At 69.7% G+C, this 13,633-nt stretch carries 18 protein-coding genes; 9 read left to right on the forward strand and 9 right to left on the reverse strand.

The genetic code is table 11. The features are described 5' to 3' along the window. The first annotated feature begins 36 nt into the window (after window positions 1-36). A complete protein-coding gene (locus BN4348_RS54885) occupies window positions 37-303 on the forward strand; it encodes a YdeI/OmpD-associated family protein (protein WP_066917071.1) in 267 nt (88 codons plus the stop codon). 9 nt (window positions 304-312) lie between these two features. On the opposite strand, the gene BN4348_RS54890 is transcribed toward BN4348_RS54885, so the two are convergent. The 4 genes from BN4348_RS54890 to BN4348_RS54905 all read right to left on the reverse strand — a co-directional run bounded on the left by BN4348_RS54890 (window position 313) and on the right by BN4348_RS54905 (window position 3,522). Further along, window positions 313-642, reverse strand: coding sequence for a GNAT family N-acetyltransferase (locus BN4348_RS54890; protein ID WP_066917072.1), 330 nt, complete (start codon window positions 640-642; stop codon window positions 313-315). After that, window positions 639-1,622 carry a pirin family protein gene (locus BN4348_RS54895; RefSeq protein ID WP_066917073.1) on the reverse strand — a complete coding sequence of 328 codons (984 nt, stop codon included), beginning with the start codon at window positions 1,620-1,622 and terminating at the stop codon, window positions 639-641. Before BN4348_RS54895 ends, BN4348_RS54890 begins: the two co-directional genes overlap by 4 nt. Window positions 1,623-1,651: 29 nt before the next feature. Further along, window positions 1,652-3,034 carry an acyl-CoA dehydrogenase family protein gene (locus tag BN4348_RS54900; protein WP_066917074.1) on the reverse strand — a complete coding sequence of 461 codons (1,383 nt, stop codon included), beginning with the start codon at window positions 3,032-3,034 and terminating at the stop codon, window positions 1,652-1,654. Between the two features lie 71 nt (window positions 3,035-3,105). Further along, window positions 3,106-3,522 carry a WhiB family transcriptional regulator gene (locus BN4348_RS54905; protein ID WP_066917075.1) on the reverse strand — a complete coding sequence of 139 codons (417 nt, stop codon included), beginning with the start codon at window positions 3,520-3,522 and terminating at the stop codon, window positions 3,106-3,108. Window positions 3,523-3,666: 144 nt separating this feature from the next. On the opposite strand from BN4348_RS54905, the gene BN4348_RS54910 reads away from it, so the two are divergent. The 6 genes from BN4348_RS54910 to BN4348_RS54935 all read left to right on the forward strand — a co-directional run bounded on the left by BN4348_RS54910 (window position 3,667) and on the right by BN4348_RS54935 (window position 7,826). Further along, window positions 3,667-4,455: a helix-turn-helix domain-containing protein gene (locus BN4348_RS54910; protein WP_066917076.1), complete on the forward strand. Its 789-nt coding sequence runs from the start codon at window positions 3,667-3,669 to the stop codon at window positions 4,453-4,455. Then, the gene (locus BN4348_RS54915; RefSeq protein WP_066917077.1) at window positions 4,452-5,279 is read left to right on the forward strand and encodes a C40 family peptidase; all 828 of its coding nucleotides are present in this window, start codon (window positions 4,452-4,454) and stop codon (window positions 5,277-5,279) included. The genes BN4348_RS54910 and BN4348_RS54915 overlap by 4 nt, the downstream gene beginning before the upstream one ends. Further along, window positions 5,276-5,653, forward strand: a complete 378-nt coding sequence (locus BN4348_RS54920; RefSeq protein WP_066917078.1) for a DUF4226 domain-containing protein — start codon at window positions 5,276-5,278, stop codon at window positions 5,651-5,653. Before BN4348_RS54915 ends, BN4348_RS54920 begins: the two co-directional genes overlap by 4 nt. A 103-nt stretch (window positions 5,654-5,756) precedes the next feature. Next, window positions 5,757-7,154, forward strand: a complete 1,398-nt coding sequence (locus BN4348_RS54925) for a DUF4226 domain-containing protein (protein WP_066917079.1) — start codon at window positions 5,757-5,759, stop codon at window positions 7,152-7,154. A gap of 55 nt (window positions 7,155-7,209) precedes the next feature. After that, a complete protein-coding gene (locus BN4348_RS54930; RefSeq protein ID WP_066917080.1) occupies window positions 7,210-7,527 on the forward strand; it encodes an ESX-1 secretion-associated protein in 318 nt (105 codons plus the stop codon). Then, window positions 7,524-7,826, forward strand: coding sequence for a DUF2694 family protein (locus tag BN4348_RS54935; protein ID WP_066917081.1), 303 nt, complete (start codon window positions 7,524-7,526; stop codon window positions 7,824-7,826). Before BN4348_RS54930 ends, BN4348_RS54935 begins: the two co-directional genes overlap by 4 nt. Here BN4348_RS54935 and BN4348_RS60585 read toward each other — a convergent pair. Next, on the reverse strand, window positions 7,823-7,966 hold the full coding sequence (locus tag BN4348_RS60585; RefSeq protein ID WP_167670485.1) for a hypothetical protein: 144 nt from the start codon (window positions 7,964-7,966) through the stop codon (window positions 7,823-7,825). The genes BN4348_RS54935 and BN4348_RS60585 overlap by 4 nt on opposite strands. 82 nt (window positions 7,967-8,048) lie before the next feature. On the opposite strand from BN4348_RS60585, the gene BN4348_RS54940 reads away from it, so the two are divergent. Continuing rightward, entirely contained in the window at window positions 8,049-9,236 is a 1,188-nt protein-coding gene (locus tag BN4348_RS54940) for a DUF5631 domain-containing protein (protein ID WP_066917082.1), read from the forward strand. A 5-nt stretch (window positions 9,237-9,241) separates the two neighbouring features. Here the strand turns inward: BN4348_RS54940 and BN4348_RS54945 are convergent, their stop codons facing one another. Together BN4348_RS54945 and BN4348_RS54950 are read right to left on the reverse strand one after the other, a co-directional pair. Beyond that, window positions 9,242-9,997 carry a TIGR03084 family metal-binding protein gene (locus BN4348_RS54945; RefSeq protein ID WP_096866327.1) on the reverse strand — a complete coding sequence of 252 codons (756 nt, stop codon included), beginning with the start codon at window positions 9,995-9,997 and terminating at the stop codon, window positions 9,242-9,244. 28 nt (window positions 9,998-10,025) lie between these two features. After that, complete coding sequence (locus BN4348_RS54950) at window positions 10,026-11,342, reverse strand: MFS transporter (RefSeq protein ID WP_096866224.1); 1,317 nt, start codon at window positions 11,340-11,342, stop codon at window positions 10,026-10,028. Window positions 11,343-11,426: 84 nt separating this feature from the next. Between BN4348_RS54950 and BN4348_RS54955 the strand changes: the two genes are divergently transcribed. Further along, a complete protein-coding gene (locus BN4348_RS54955; RefSeq protein WP_096866328.1) occupies window positions 11,427-12,029 on the forward strand; it encodes a YqgE/AlgH family protein in 603 nt (200 codons plus the stop codon). Between the two features lie 118 nt (window positions 12,030-12,147). On the opposite strand, the gene BN4348_RS54960 is transcribed toward BN4348_RS54955, so the two are convergent. Together BN4348_RS54960 and BN4348_RS54965 are read right to left on the reverse strand one after the other, a co-directional pair. After that, window positions 12,148-12,495: a hypothetical protein gene (locus BN4348_RS54960; RefSeq protein ID WP_066917086.1), complete on the reverse strand. Its 348-nt coding sequence runs from the start codon at window positions 12,493-12,495 to the stop codon at window positions 12,148-12,150. A gap of 54 nt (window positions 12,496-12,549) precedes the next feature. Next, complete coding sequence (locus BN4348_RS54965; RefSeq protein ID WP_066917144.1) at window positions 12,550-13,596, reverse strand: LpqN/LpqT family lipoprotein; 1,047 nt, start codon at window positions 13,594-13,596, stop codon at window positions 12,550-12,552. Window positions 13,597-13,633: the final 37 nt, after the last annotated feature.

Raw genomic sequence — 13,633 nt, forward strand, 5'->3', positions numbered from 1 at the left:
CTGCCTCCTCGGGCTGGGTCGCCTTACCCTAGCCCGGTGAGCAGCAACCGAGTCCCCGGCGGAGTGGTGCACAGATTGCCGGCAGACCTGCGTGCGGCGCTGAGCGCGAACTCGACGGCGTTGGCGGCCTGGCAGGACATTACGCCCTTGGCGCGCAACGAGTTCATCTGCTGGGTCGAGGACGCCAAACAAGACGCGACCCGAAAGCGGCGCATCCGCCGAACGCAGGAGGAGCTAGAAGAAGGCAAGCGCCGGCCGTGCTGCTGGCCCGGGTGCAAGCACCGCGAGCGCACCGGCAAGTAAGCGGGCCGGCTAGGACCGCAGCCACCGGTGGACGTCGGCGGTCACGGGGTCGGTGATGTCGTCGAACTCGGGGTGTTTCTTGAGCACCGTGACCACCATGGAGCACACGGGGACGACGCGCTTGCCGTCGTCGCGCGCGGCGTTCAGCGCCTCCTCGACGAGGATGGTGGCCAGGCCCCGTCCGCCATACGCGGGGTCGATCTCGGTGTGGTAGAAGACGCGCTGATCGCCCCGGTCGGCGAAGTCGGCGAGGCCGACGGGCTTGCCCTCGACCGAGATGGTGTACCGACCCTCCTCCGCGGCGACGGTGGTCGGGGCGCCGGTCTTGTCGGCGGTCATGTGTGTTCCCTTCTATGCGGTGCCGGTCGAGGCCGCAGCCGGGTGGTCGGCAGCGGCGGGGCGGGCAGTCGCGTGACCGAACCCCGGTAGCCAGCGACGGTGCCGAAGCGATCGGCGCCGTCCTCCCACAGTCGCCGGTAGCCGACGATGTCGTCGTGACTGCGCCCGACGAAGTTCCACCACATCACCAACTGTTCCGCGAACGGTGTTCCGCCCAGCACCAGCACCCGAGCGGGCCGGTCACCGGGGTTGTGCAAGGGCACAATCGAATTGCCCGCTGCTTGGTAGCCGAAGTCGGCGACCTCCAGGGTAGTCCCGCCCATCGCGACGGGTCCCGCGTCGCAGAGCAGGCCGTGTTCGAATGCCGGATCGACCTCGATGTCCAGCGCGGCGTTCGGCTCCAGGTCGAGCTGCGCGCCGAGCAGCGGCGTGAACGTGCGCACCGGCGAGCGGCTGCCCGCCAGCTCCCCGAGAAACACGCGTGCCACCGCCCCTGGCAGCGGAATCGGCGGGGGCGCATAGTGGGCGAAGTCGCGGCCGGTGTCGCGGTGCGAATCGGGCAGCGCGACCCACAACTGCACCCCGTGCAACGCGGCGTCCGAGCCGATCGACACCTCGGAGTGACAAATGCCCGCGCCCGCGGTCATCAGGTTCAGCTCGCCGGGCCGGACCAGCGCATGAACTCCGCCGCTGTCGCGGTGCTCCACCGCCCCGCCGAACAACCAACTCGCCGTTTGCAATCCGGTGTGTGGATGTGGCGGGACGTCCATGCGCGCGGGCACGGGGTCTTCGGGGAGGCCATAGTGGTCGATGAAGCACCAGGCGCCGACCAGCGAGCGGTGCCGTTGCGGAAGCGTGCGGTGAACCGGGATCGCCCTCGGGCCGCCCAGCGGAACTTCGCGTGGATGCAAAACCTCGACACCGACGGCGCCCGATGCGCGGCAGGCGACCTCGACCGGCGCGGTCTCGAGGTTGCTCACCCGACCGACGCTACGCCTCGTGGGAGGCCTCACCGGCCCGGCGGCCGCAGCACCTTCATCGCCAGCCGCATGACCGGGTCGGGGACGCGGTCCTGCATCGACAGCGCGGCGTCGGCGGCGCGGGATCGCAGCGGGGTGCCGCGACCGAATAGCCGGTTCAGCGGGCCACCGGTCGGCTCGATCACCACATGCAGCGGCGGGGTTCCCACCGCGGCGCCCAGCGCATTGGCGATGACCATCCGCTGAATCTCGCTGGTGCCCTCAAAGATGGTGTAGAGCTTGGCATCCCGATACCACTTCTCCACCGGGTGATCGGTGATGTAGCCCCAGCCGCCCATCGTCTGGACGGCCCGTTCGGTGGCCTTCACCGCGACCTCGCTGGCCGCGAATTTCGACATCGAGCCCTCGCCGCGCTCAAACGGGACGTTGTTGGCCGCCATCCAGGAGGCGCGCCAGGTCAAGAGCCGGGCGGCGTCGATCTCGGTGGCCAGCTCCGCCAGCGGAAACGCGATGCCCTGGTTGTCGATGATCGGGCCGCCGAAGGCCTCTCGTTCCGTGGCGTACCACGTCGCGTACTCCAATGCGGCGCGGGCGATCCCGATCGCCTGGGCGGCGACCATGGGGCGGGTCTGCTCGAAGGTGCCCAACGTGGCCGAGCCGGATCGCTTTCCACCGGCCACCACCTCGCGGGCCTTGGCGAGTTTGTGTTCGAGCTTCTCTTCTCCGCCAAGCAGATTGGCTCCCGGAACGCGCACCCCCTCGAACAGCAATTCGGCGGTGTGAGACGCACGGCAACCCAGCTTGTCGAGCTTTCGGACCAGCTTCAGCCCCGGCGTGCCGCCGGGCACGACGAACAGCGCTTGACCGCGGTGCCCGAGTTCCTCATCGACGACCGCGTTGACCACATGCACATTGGCGATGCCGCCGTTGCCGATCCACATCTTGTGCCCGTCGATGATCCAGTCGTCACCGTCGCGGCGCGCGCGAGTGCGCAGATTGCGGACATCGCTGCCGCCCTCGGGCTCGGAGATCGCCAGGGCGGCAAGCTTGATATCGCCTGGGGTCCCGAAACATTCGGGTGCCCACTCGAGCATTTGCTCCGGCGACGCTGCCTGACCGATCGCCGACAGTGCCAGCGCGGGCATGACGATCGCCAATCCGATTCCCGCGCAGCCCCAGAAGAGCTCCTCCATGAACATCGGTAGCGAAATGCCGGTCGGGTCACCGATCAGGTCGCGGTAGAACAGCGGACTGTAGAAGCCGCGCTGGGCGGCCTCCTCCAGCACCGGCCAGGGAAATTCCTGGCGCTGGTCGTAATGGAGCGCCACGGGTCGGATCACTTCTTCGGCGAACTCGTGCGTGCGCCGGGCCAGGTCGTGTTGTGCCGCCGTTGGTGTCAGGTCGAACGTCATAGATCCGCCTCGGGGTAAACAGAGTCGGTCGTGTCAAGCCGGTCTACCCCGTCGGCTGGGTCAGCAAACTGTCAGGCGGCGGAACGGGGCCCCACTTGTGCGGTTGGCAGGTGCAACACCACCGCGGCGACGAGAACCGCGTCATGCTCGTGGCGCGCCAACAGCGCCGCGTTCTCGGGCAGCTGCCGTGCATTGATCTCGCCGGCGGCGATCCGGCGCAGCACGTCATGGGCGCGGGCGAGTTGTTCGCGCTTGCGGTACTGGCCGCCGGGCAGTTTGACGCCGGCCCAGACGCCGTACTCCTCGCGGTGGGCGATGGCGTGCTGGGCGCACCGCCGCTGCTGCGCCAGCGGGCAGCGGCGCAGGCACTGGATCCGCGCCTCGGTGGCGGACCGCTCGTATGCCCGCGCTTTCGCCGCGCCGTCGCCACCGTCGTCGTCGGGATAGCCGAACCACAGTTCCGGGTTGGCTGCACAGGGGTGTCCCATGTCGGTCTCCTTCTCCAGCGGTGAAACGTTGGCAAAAGCGTATACATAGATACGTTCCCCGCGCAAGAGAAACGTGATAAAAACGTATATTCGCTGGGCAGCCCGATGCCGTGTGTAATATCCGGCCTATGGCCGGAGCGTGCGGTGAGCCGTGAATCGGCCGGCGCGGCAATCCGCGCGTTGCGTGAGTCCCGCGACTGGTCGCTGGCAGAGCTGGCCGCCGCGACGGGTGTCAGCATCATGGGGCTGAGCTTCCTCGAGCGCGGCGCCCGTAAGCCGCACAAAAGCACAGTTCAGAAGGTCGAGAACGGGCTGGGCCTACCGCCGGGCACCTACTCTCGGCTGCTGGTGGCCGCCGACCCGGATGCCGAGTTGGCCCGGCTGATGGCAGCGCAGCCGGTCGACAGGGGGCCTGCGCGGGCCGCCGGCGCGGTGGTGGTCGACCGCCACAGCGACACCGAAGTCCTGGAGGGCTACGCCGAAGCTCAACTCGACGCGCTCAAATCCGTCATCGATCGGCTGCCGGCGACGACATCAAACGAATATGAGACGTATATTCTGTCTGTGATCGCTCAATGCGTGAAGGCGGAGATGCTGGCCGCCAGCTCATGGCGGGTGGCCGTCAACGCCGGCGCCGACTCGACGGGCCGGCTCATGGAGCATCTGCAGGCTCTCGAGGCGACGCGCACGGCACTGCTGGAACGGATGCCCACCAGCTTGAGCGCGCGCTTCGATCGCGCGTGCGTGCAGTCGTCGTTGCCGGAGACGGTCATCGCGGCGCTCGTCGGCGTTGGCACCGACGACATGTGGGACATCCGCAACCGGGGCGTGATCCCCCCGGGGGCGCTCCCCCGCGTCCGTGCCTTCGCCGAGGCCGTCGAGTCGTCCGGCGGGGCGGACCCGGATCGCGATGGCGGCGAGGAGGCGTCGTGACCGAGAGCGAAATCGAGGTGCTGACCCGCGGCCATCGACTCTTTGGCGACAGCACGAGCCCACCGACGCTGGATGCGGGCACCGCCCATCACCGCGAGTCGCTGCAATCTGGCGCCGACATCAATAGCGTTGTGGCACAAGGTGTTTACCGGCTGGCGGTGGCCCAAAGTGAGCATCGCCTGCAGTCGGCGGCGCGCACGGATGCTCAAGCCGCCGGGGTCATCGCCCGCGCCCACCAGGACCGCGCCGCGGCCCGTGACCGCACCAAATCCGTGCTCGACGAGGCCCGTGCCGACGCCGCCGCGACTCCGATTCCCCTGACGCCGATGGCCCAGCGCGAGGCGATGCGGCGCCGCGTGGCCCGGCTGCGCGCGCAGCGGGCGCACGTCCTGTCGGCCCGCCTGAAGGCGCGCCGGCACTCCACGGCGCTGCGGGCGCTGCGGTATGGCCTGACACACCATCGTTTTCCCGGCCCGCCGGCGTCGAATGGGCGCGCCGCGGTGGCCGTGCGCGCGGCCTTGTCGCGATTGGGGCGCCCATACGTCTGGGGCGCGACCGGACCCGGCCAGTTCGACTGCTCCGGGTTGGTTCAGTGGTCCTACGCGCAGGCGGGCGTTCACCTGGGCCGCACCACCTATCAGCAGATCAACGAGGGGGTTGCGGTGCCCCGCTCGCTGGTCCGGCCGGGCGATCTCGTCTTCCCCCACGCCGGACACGTACAGCTGGCGATCGGCAACAACCTCGTTGTCGAGGCGCCCTACGCGGGCGCCTCAGTGCGAATCAGTCGGCTGGGCACCAACATTGCGATTCGGCGGCCGTTATGACAGATGAATCCGCGCCCGAACGTTCCGGACCCTCGCTGGGCGCCATCCAGGCGCGGCAGTCGGCGCTGGCCGGCCGGCACAGCGCCGCCTCCGACGCCGACCGCGTGCTGGCCGAGGTGCTCGCCAGCGCTCATGCCGCCACCCGGGAAAGCGTCAGGCGACTCGACGCGATCGCCGAGGAGATCGACCGTGCCGCCCTTCAGCGCGGTGACCTTGCGGCCGGCACCCCCTTGGGGGCGCGCGAACTGCGCCGGTTTCTGCTGGATAAGCAACGCGAGATCGCGCGGGTCGTGGCCGATGCCCGCGAACTCGGACGCGCGAAAAGGGCTGTCCTGGAAGGGCTGCGCGCACAGTACACCGTTCCCGCTGACTAGCCGCGACCCCCTCCCCGCTCGGTGGTGCACAGGCGCGTCGGGGTGAATTGTCGGCTGGAACGTGCCTGGGTACTGTCGCCCGGCATGGAGGGGCGCGCCACCGATGTCGACGTATGACGAGCTGATCAACGCGATCACGTACGTCCGGGAGCGCACCGGAGATCCGAACGGGTGGCAGACGGGTTTGGCGCCGGACGAGGTGGCCGCGGTGATGACCCCGACCACCCGGCCGGAGACGCTCGAGGCGATCGTGCGCAAGATCCGCCAGCAGCATTCGAGCCTGTTCGGCGCCACGGCGCCGGGCGGTCCGCCCCCGGGCGCACCCGAGCCCGACCGCGGGCAGGGTCAGGCCGCCGAGGCGATGATAGACGCCGAAGCCGCTCTGGCACACCAGAATTCGGCCAGCTCTCAGCTCGACATGCAGGTGATCAACGCCATCCTGAACGCCCACCTGAACGCCGTCGAGGGCAGAGAAGCGCTGAGCAAGTTGCAGCGCGAAACCGAAGTCGCGGTCCTGACGCGATCGGACCTCGACACCCCGGCCGGGGCGCGCGATTTCCAGCGGTTCCTGATCGGCAAGCTCAGGGACATCCGCGCGGTCGTCCTGAACGCAAGCCTGGACGACACGTCGAAATCGGCGCTGATGGCCGCATGGACGTCGCTGTACGACGCCTCCAGGCACGCCCCCGACGAGCGTCCGGCCGCGCCCGCCGTTCCCGTTGCCGCGCCCGCCGACAGCGCCGCCGACGAGCCAATCGACGATCCCGGCGTGGACCCGCCGCCGGACTCGATGTTTGCAGACGACCCCGGGCCGCCCACCGGTGATCTCCCCGCACCGTCGCCGGGGGGGAGCGCCACCGCCCCCGCGGCGCCGGCTATGCCTACGACCCCGGCAATACCCGCCATACCCGGCTTTGGCGGGGCGCCGATACCGGGCGGTCTGGGCGGCCTCCCGCTACCCGGCCTGCAGGACGTCGGCGAGGAGAGGCCGTCCGGATCCGCTGACCCCGAACCCGGCGACCACCCTGACGACCCGCACGGCGACGACGAGGACAAGGCCCATGAACAGGACGTTGCAACGGACCGACCCGAATCGCCACTGGCGGGCCCCACGGCGGTTACCCTGCCCGACGGTGATACGGTCACGGCGGCCAGCCCACAACTGGCCGCGGCGATCCAAGCCGCCGTCGGTGGCGCCCCGATCCCAGATGCGTTCCATCAGCAGGGAATTACCATCCCCCCACCGGGAACGGCGGTCCCCAATCCCATCGACGCGCTGCAGGCGACGCCCGGCGATATCGGCATCCTCACCGATCGTCATGCGCTCGCCCTCGGGCATGAGAAGGCCCTTCTCGACGGCCAGATTCAGCGCATCGCCACCGTGAGCGGGCCGAACTTTCTAGGCTGGGAGCATCCACCGGCGGTGAGCGCGCCCGCGAGCCCGCCGGTCGAGCCGCACACACCGACACCCACCGGGCCGGCGGCCACGTCGGCCACCTGACAATAGTGATGGCCCCGCCCTCCCGCGGCGGTGCACCGAGTAGGAGAGAGAGCAGATGGCAGAACCAATCCGTGTGGTGCCCGCGCACTTACGCGAAGCCGCTGCGCATCACCAGGAGACCTCCGATTATCTGCGCACCGTTCCGTCTTCGCACGCTGCGATCCAGGAAAGCCTGGACTCGCTCGGGCCGGTCTTCGGCGAACTGCGCGATGCCGGACGCGAACTGCTCGAGTTGCGGCGCCAGTGCTACGAACAGCAAGCCGACGACCACGCCGACATCGCGGAGAAACTGAGCGTGTCGGCGGCGATGTGGGAAGAGCACGAGCAAGAGGCGGCACGAAACTTCGGCGGCATCGTTGACGGGGGTCGGTGACGGACGCCAATCCCGCCTTCGACACCGTCCACCCGAGCGGGCACATCCTGGTCCGCTCCTGCCGCGGCGGGTACATGCACAGCGTCGCGCTGAGTGAAGAGGCGATGGACACCGACGCCGAAACCCTGGCGCAGGGAATCCTGTTGACCGCCGACGTGTCCTGCCTCAAAGCGCTGCTGGAAGTTCGCGACGAGATCGTGGCGGCCGGCCATACCCCGTCGATGGAGGTGCCCAGCCCGCATGACCTCGATGCGGCGATCGAAAAGCTCCTGGCGCACAAGTTGCGGCGTCGCGCCTAAACCAGCCAGGTCTTGGCGCTGTCGGGATCGGGAGCGATGTCCGTGGGCGGCTCGACGGGATTGGGGCCGAACAACTCTCGCGCGCGGGCCAGCAGGGCGCGCACCTCGTCGAGTTGCTGCTGCAGCGCAGAATCAGCCATGTCCCCACGCTACCCAGGCCGTCGCAGCAGCACAATTCACTGACCGAATAGACGACCCGACGGATGCCGGTAGGCTTGGCCAGTGGCGATCTTCGGTCGAATAGCGGCGCGCCAGCGCCTCCGGAGAGCTACCCGGGAATCGCTGACTATTCCGGCCTTCAGCTCTCCCGTGGACTGCACCCCCTGGGTGACGGGCGGACTTTGGCCTGCCGAATTGTCCGCGACCACCGCCGAAACCTCCACTCTCGCAGAGTATCTGAGGGACGACCTGCAGCGCATCACCCGAAGCGCCAACGACGAGCTCAGAAAGATCCGGCTAGCGGACATGCCCGAATTCGTCCGACGGGCAGAGGAAGCCAGGGTCATCGAGGATGCCCGGGCGCGCGCGGTGCGGCGGGTCGAGTCGGCGATTCGCCATGTGCACGCCGTGCAGCCCGGGGCGCCCCCTGACGGCGCCGGTCTCGAGACGACGCAGATCATCCCCGTGGTCACCGAAGCTGCTCCCGCCCCTCCGGAAGCCGTCGCGGCCGCAGACGAGGAGGAGCACGACGCCTCGGAGGGTCGTCACCGGGCCTCCGAGGAGGCGATCGCCGGCCCGCGGCCCGGCCCGACCGAGAAAATCCCGGTGGCCGCGAGGGCAAGCGAATCCGACGACGAACGGTTGCAGCGCCTCCTCGCGTTCGTGGTCCATCAAGAGCCGCGCCTGAATTGGGCGATCGGCGATCGCCCCGACGGCAGCACCGTGTTGGTCACCGACTTTGCCCACGGCTGGATACCGCCGGGCATCGCGCTTCCCGAGGGCGTGCGGTTATTGGAACCGGGGCGACGCACCGGCAAGGTCGCGGCCTTGGTCGGCGAAACCCGGCGGGCCCGCACCTACGCCCCCGGCGATTCCCTGGGCCGGCTGAATGACTTCGCCGAGACGGCGGCCTCGGCGCAGCCCCGCGAGCTGCCCGCGGTGGACGGTCTCGGCTGGGAGTTGAGCCAGGCCACGCACTGGCGGGACGGGTTGCCGCGGATGGTGCACACGTTGGCCCGCGCCGCGGCCGCCGGAACCGGCGTGGCGGAAGAAGAGATCGATCTGCTCCGGGTGCATCTCGATACGGCGCGCTATCAGCTGGTGATCCAGTATCCGAACATCGACCCCGCGCTCTTCCTCAACTGCCTGCTACTGGCCGCCACCGAAGGCGCGGTGGCCGGGGATTTGGTGTCGGCGAACTACCACCTCGCGTGGTTTCACAAGCTCAACGAGCCGGCGGGCGCGCTGTAGGCGGCTCATCGACCGGGGCCGGGCGGCCCCGCGAAGGCTTGAGCGATCTCCAGCCATCGCTGCGCGTCGGGACCGTGCGCCGTGACGTCCAGCGCGCCCGGCGGACGCCGCTGCGTCACCAGGAAGCAGAAGTCCTCGGCGGAGCCCGTGACCCGCTGGGTGGCGTCCGGCGGGCCCCAGGACCAGGTGTCGCCGCCGGGTCCGCGCAGCTCGACGTGGAACGGGTCGCTGGGCGGCATCAGGTTGTTGATGACGAAGGCGTAATCGCGGGTGCGCACCCCGATGTGCGCGATCGACCGGAGGCGCTCGGTGGCTCGCCGTTTGACGCCGAGGGCATCGGCGACGTCGAGCCCGTGCGCCCACGTCTCCATCAGCCGGGCCGTCGCCATCGACGCCGCGCTCATCGGTGGCCCGAACCAGGGCAGCTTGCGGCCGTCGGGCACCGCCAGCAGGGCCTCGTGCAACCGAGCGCGGGTGGCCCGCCAATCGGCGAGCAGTTCGGCCGGTGCCGCGGCCGCCAGTTCCTCGGCGCCCGCGTCGACGAAGCCGGTCGGGTCGGCCTGAGCCGCCGCCAACACCTCGGCGAATCCTGCCTCGTCGGTGACGGCGGTCAGCGCGACCCGGTCGGTCCACAGCAGGTGCCCGATCTGGTGGGCGATGGTCCAGCCCGGCGCCGGCGTCGGATCCGCCCAGCGGTCGGCCGGCAACGGCGCCACCAGCGCGTCCAGGTCGTCGCTTTCGGCGCGCAGGTCGGCCACCATCGGCTCGGCAGCGGTCACGCTACGTACCTTAGCGATTGCCGGCCGGCTGCCCGCGACGCCCGATGACGCTGTGCATCGCGAGCCCGATCAGATACAGCACCGTCCCGAAGAGCACAAACACCGGCGCGCGCCCGTCGTCGGGAATCAAGATGGCGGACACCGTGATCGCGACGATGAACGCCACCCAGAACAGCGCATCCTGCACCGCGAACACGTGCCCGCGCAGCGCGTCGTCGACGTCCATCTGCATCGCGGAGTCGGCGCACAGCTTGACCATCTGACCGGCGACGCCGAGGCAAAAGCCGCACACCACCATCAGCGGGAGACGCAGCAGGGCACCGGGGAGCTGGATGAGCGCGGCCGCGACCAGCGCGCCATTCGCCGTGGCGTAGCGGCCCCAGCGGCGAATCGCCGACGGCGTCAACACGTTGGCGAGGAAGGCGCCGAGACCGGAAGCGGCGAAGAACACCAACGCGATACCCAGGCCTCCGGTCGCCCGGCCCGGCAGGTGGTGCACCAGCAGCAGCATCACCAGCGAGTTGATCCCGACCACCATCCGATGAGAGGCCAGGCCCGCCAAGGTGGCAGCAACCGTCGGGCTCTGCACAACCGTGCGCGCGCCGTGCAGCCAGCCAGTGACGACCGCGTAGACGGCCGGTCCATGGATCGCGCGCTTGGTGTCATCCGGGCCCAGCACGCGGGAGCCGAACCGCAACGCCAACAGCAACGCGATGGAAACGGGAATCGCGGTGATGAAGATGATCACCGCCGCTCCCCCATCGCCGGCGCCGGCGAAGAAGCGCGGCACCAGCATGAAGTTGGCGCCCAGGAAGGCCGCGACGGCGCCGGAAGCGGTGGCAACCGAATTCATCGTCACCACCTGCTCGCGCGGCACGACGTGGGGCAATGACGCCGACAGCCCGGACGCGACAAACCGGGCCAGGCCGTTGGCGAACAGCGCCGCGATCAGCAGCGGCATGTCGCCGGCGCGCACGGCCAGAATGGTGCCGATCCCCGCGATGAGGATCAGGCGGCCCGCCGTCGCGCCCACCAGCACCAGCCGTCGATCCCAGCGGTCCATCAGCGCGCCGGCGAAGGGTCCGAGCAACGAGTAGGGCAAGAACAGCACCGTGAACGCGCGTGCGATGGCCATCGGGTCGGCGGCGCGATCCGGGTTGAACAACAGCGCTCCGGCCAACCCCGCCTGAAACAGCCCGTCGCCGAACTGACTCGCCATGCGTACCTGCAGCAGCCGCCAGAAATCCGGCAGGCCGCGCACCGACCGCCACAGGTCGGCGGATGCGCGCGAGTGCGTCCGGGGTTGAATCACAGCACCGACTTCCAGGGTTGGGTTTCACCAACAGTACAAATATTCGTGCGCCACGCTTGATTACACCGGGCCGCGAAGCGAAGGTGCGATGATGGTGTGATGCCTCCCGAAGACCCCGAGGACTACGTCGCACCCGCCGCGCAGCGGGTTCGTGCGGGCACTCTCCTGCTTGCCAACACCGATCTTCTCGAGCCCACGTTTCGGCGCAGCGTGATCTACATCGTCGAGCACAACGACGGCGGCACACTGGGGGTCGTGCTCAACCGGTCCAGCGAGACCGCGGTCTACAACGTGTTGCCGCAGTGGGCCAAACTGTCGGCCAAACCCAAGACCATGTTCATCGGTGGGCCGGTCAAGCGCGACGCGGCCCTGTGCCTGGCGGCGCTGCGCACCGGCGCCGATCCGCAAGGGGTGCCGGGCCTGCGGCATGTGGACGGCCGGATCGTGATGGTCGACCTGGACGCCGAGCCCGACCTGATCGCCCCGCTGGTGGAGGGGGTGCGCATCTTCGCCGGGTACTCCGGCTGGACCATCGGCCAGCTCGAGGGTGAGATCGAGCGCGACGACTGGATTGTGCTGTCCGCGTTGCCATCCGATGTTCTGATCGGGCCGAGGGCCGACCTGTGGGGGCAGGTGCTGCGTCGCCAGCCGCTGCCGCTTTCCTTGCTCGCGAGCCACCCGATCGATGTGAGCCGAAACTAGGCTCGCCGGCACGCCGCGCGATCATCCGCGGCAGCAGGGTCAAAACGACTGTCGCCGCTGCAAATAGCCACCGCCGGCCGCTTCACCATGACGGCTCTAGCGGGCCGGCACCATCGGATCAGTAGCAGGACTGCGTGCAGACGGCGCAGCTGCCGGCGCAACCGGCCGCCGCCGCTTCCCGGCTCAGCGCGAAGCGCGCGCTTTGCCACGACCCGGTGGCCAGGGTTCCGAGCGCGCCGGCGACACAGACGATCAGCACGACCAGAGCGGTGTGGGGGGAGGCGGCCAGGGCGACGGCCCCGCCGGCGGCCAGCATCACCGCGGCCGCCAGCTGGGTGGGCGCCATGGCGCGCAGCGCGAGCTGGGCGGTGGCGCCGTCAGCCGTCTGATTGTGGGCGAGCGACCAGGTCCCGAACCCGGCGGAGGCCACCGCCGCACACATGCACACCAACCCCGCGATCAACATGGCCTCACAATACGAGCCCGGCCGCCCGGCCGCGCGGCGGGCTCGACGGCCCTGTTAGTGCTGCAGGAACGAGAAGTTCGGCAGCGGCGGCAGCCCGGGCACCATCGTCAAGAGGTTCGGCGTCGGCCTGCTGGCGGCCGCTGGGTAGGGCGCGGCCGGCTGGGCGGGAAGCCCGACCGGTGCCGCCGCCGGCTGCGCGGGAACAGCCACCGGCGGCGCCGCCGCTTGCGCGGGAAGCCCGACCGGCGACGCACCGGGCCCCTGGGCGGGGGCGGGGGAGGCGGTTCCGGGTGCGGTCACGCGGAAGCCGTTGACGATGGCGTCGGTGGCCGGCGCATCCGCGACCGCCACCGCACGATCGGTGGTCACCGACAGCGACACCAGGTACTTGTCCCGGCCGGAGGTTGCGATGATGTGGCGGCGCGACGTATTGAGCATCATGTCGCCGTCGCGGTAGGTGCCCTCGATCACCGACGACGGGAAGCCGCCGAAGTCGGCCATCGAGGCGTTGGTGGTCTGCCACGCGAGCAGTTGCTGGCTGTCGACGAAGCCGTGGCTGATGGCCTCTTTCGGATCAAAGTTCCCGACCAGCTTGTACACCACCACCTGCGCGTTTGACGAGTAAATGCTGGCCCCGCGCCGGTCGGCGATCACCGCGAACGCGTCGGGCACATTCGGGTCGGGCACCTGGGTCCAGCGAGGCGGAACCGGCAGCGTGATGTCGAGCGCCTTGAAGCCCTGGGGCTTCTGCGCCTCGAGCTTGACGCCCTTCGACTGCAGGTAGTCGCGCAGCGTGCCCGTAACCGCGGGGGTCTGCGCGGGGACCGCCGGCGCGACCGCGGCGGGCGCTGCGGCGGCATTCGGCGGTACAAACGGGTTGGCCGCCGGGGGAGTGGCGAGCAACCTGTTGCCGGGCAGCTGCCCGGGTGCCGCCACGACGTTTTGCGGCGCGGGCGCCGGCGCAGCGACGACCGGCGCGGGCTGTGGGGCGGGGAGCGAGGGATCGGCCGATGCGGTGCCGCCCGCGAATGCCGTGACACCGATCCCGCCGGCGGCCAGACCCCCTGCGAGTACCCGCAACGTACGGGTGATCTGAATCATCTGCGTGATCCTTCCCAACGGCTCGGCCACGTGGTTA

It is taken from the genome of Mycobacterium interjectum, assembly GCF_900078675.2.
Taxonomy (GTDB): Bacteria; Actinomycetota; Actinomycetes; order Mycobacteriales; family Mycobacteriaceae; genus Mycobacterium; species Mycobacterium interjectum.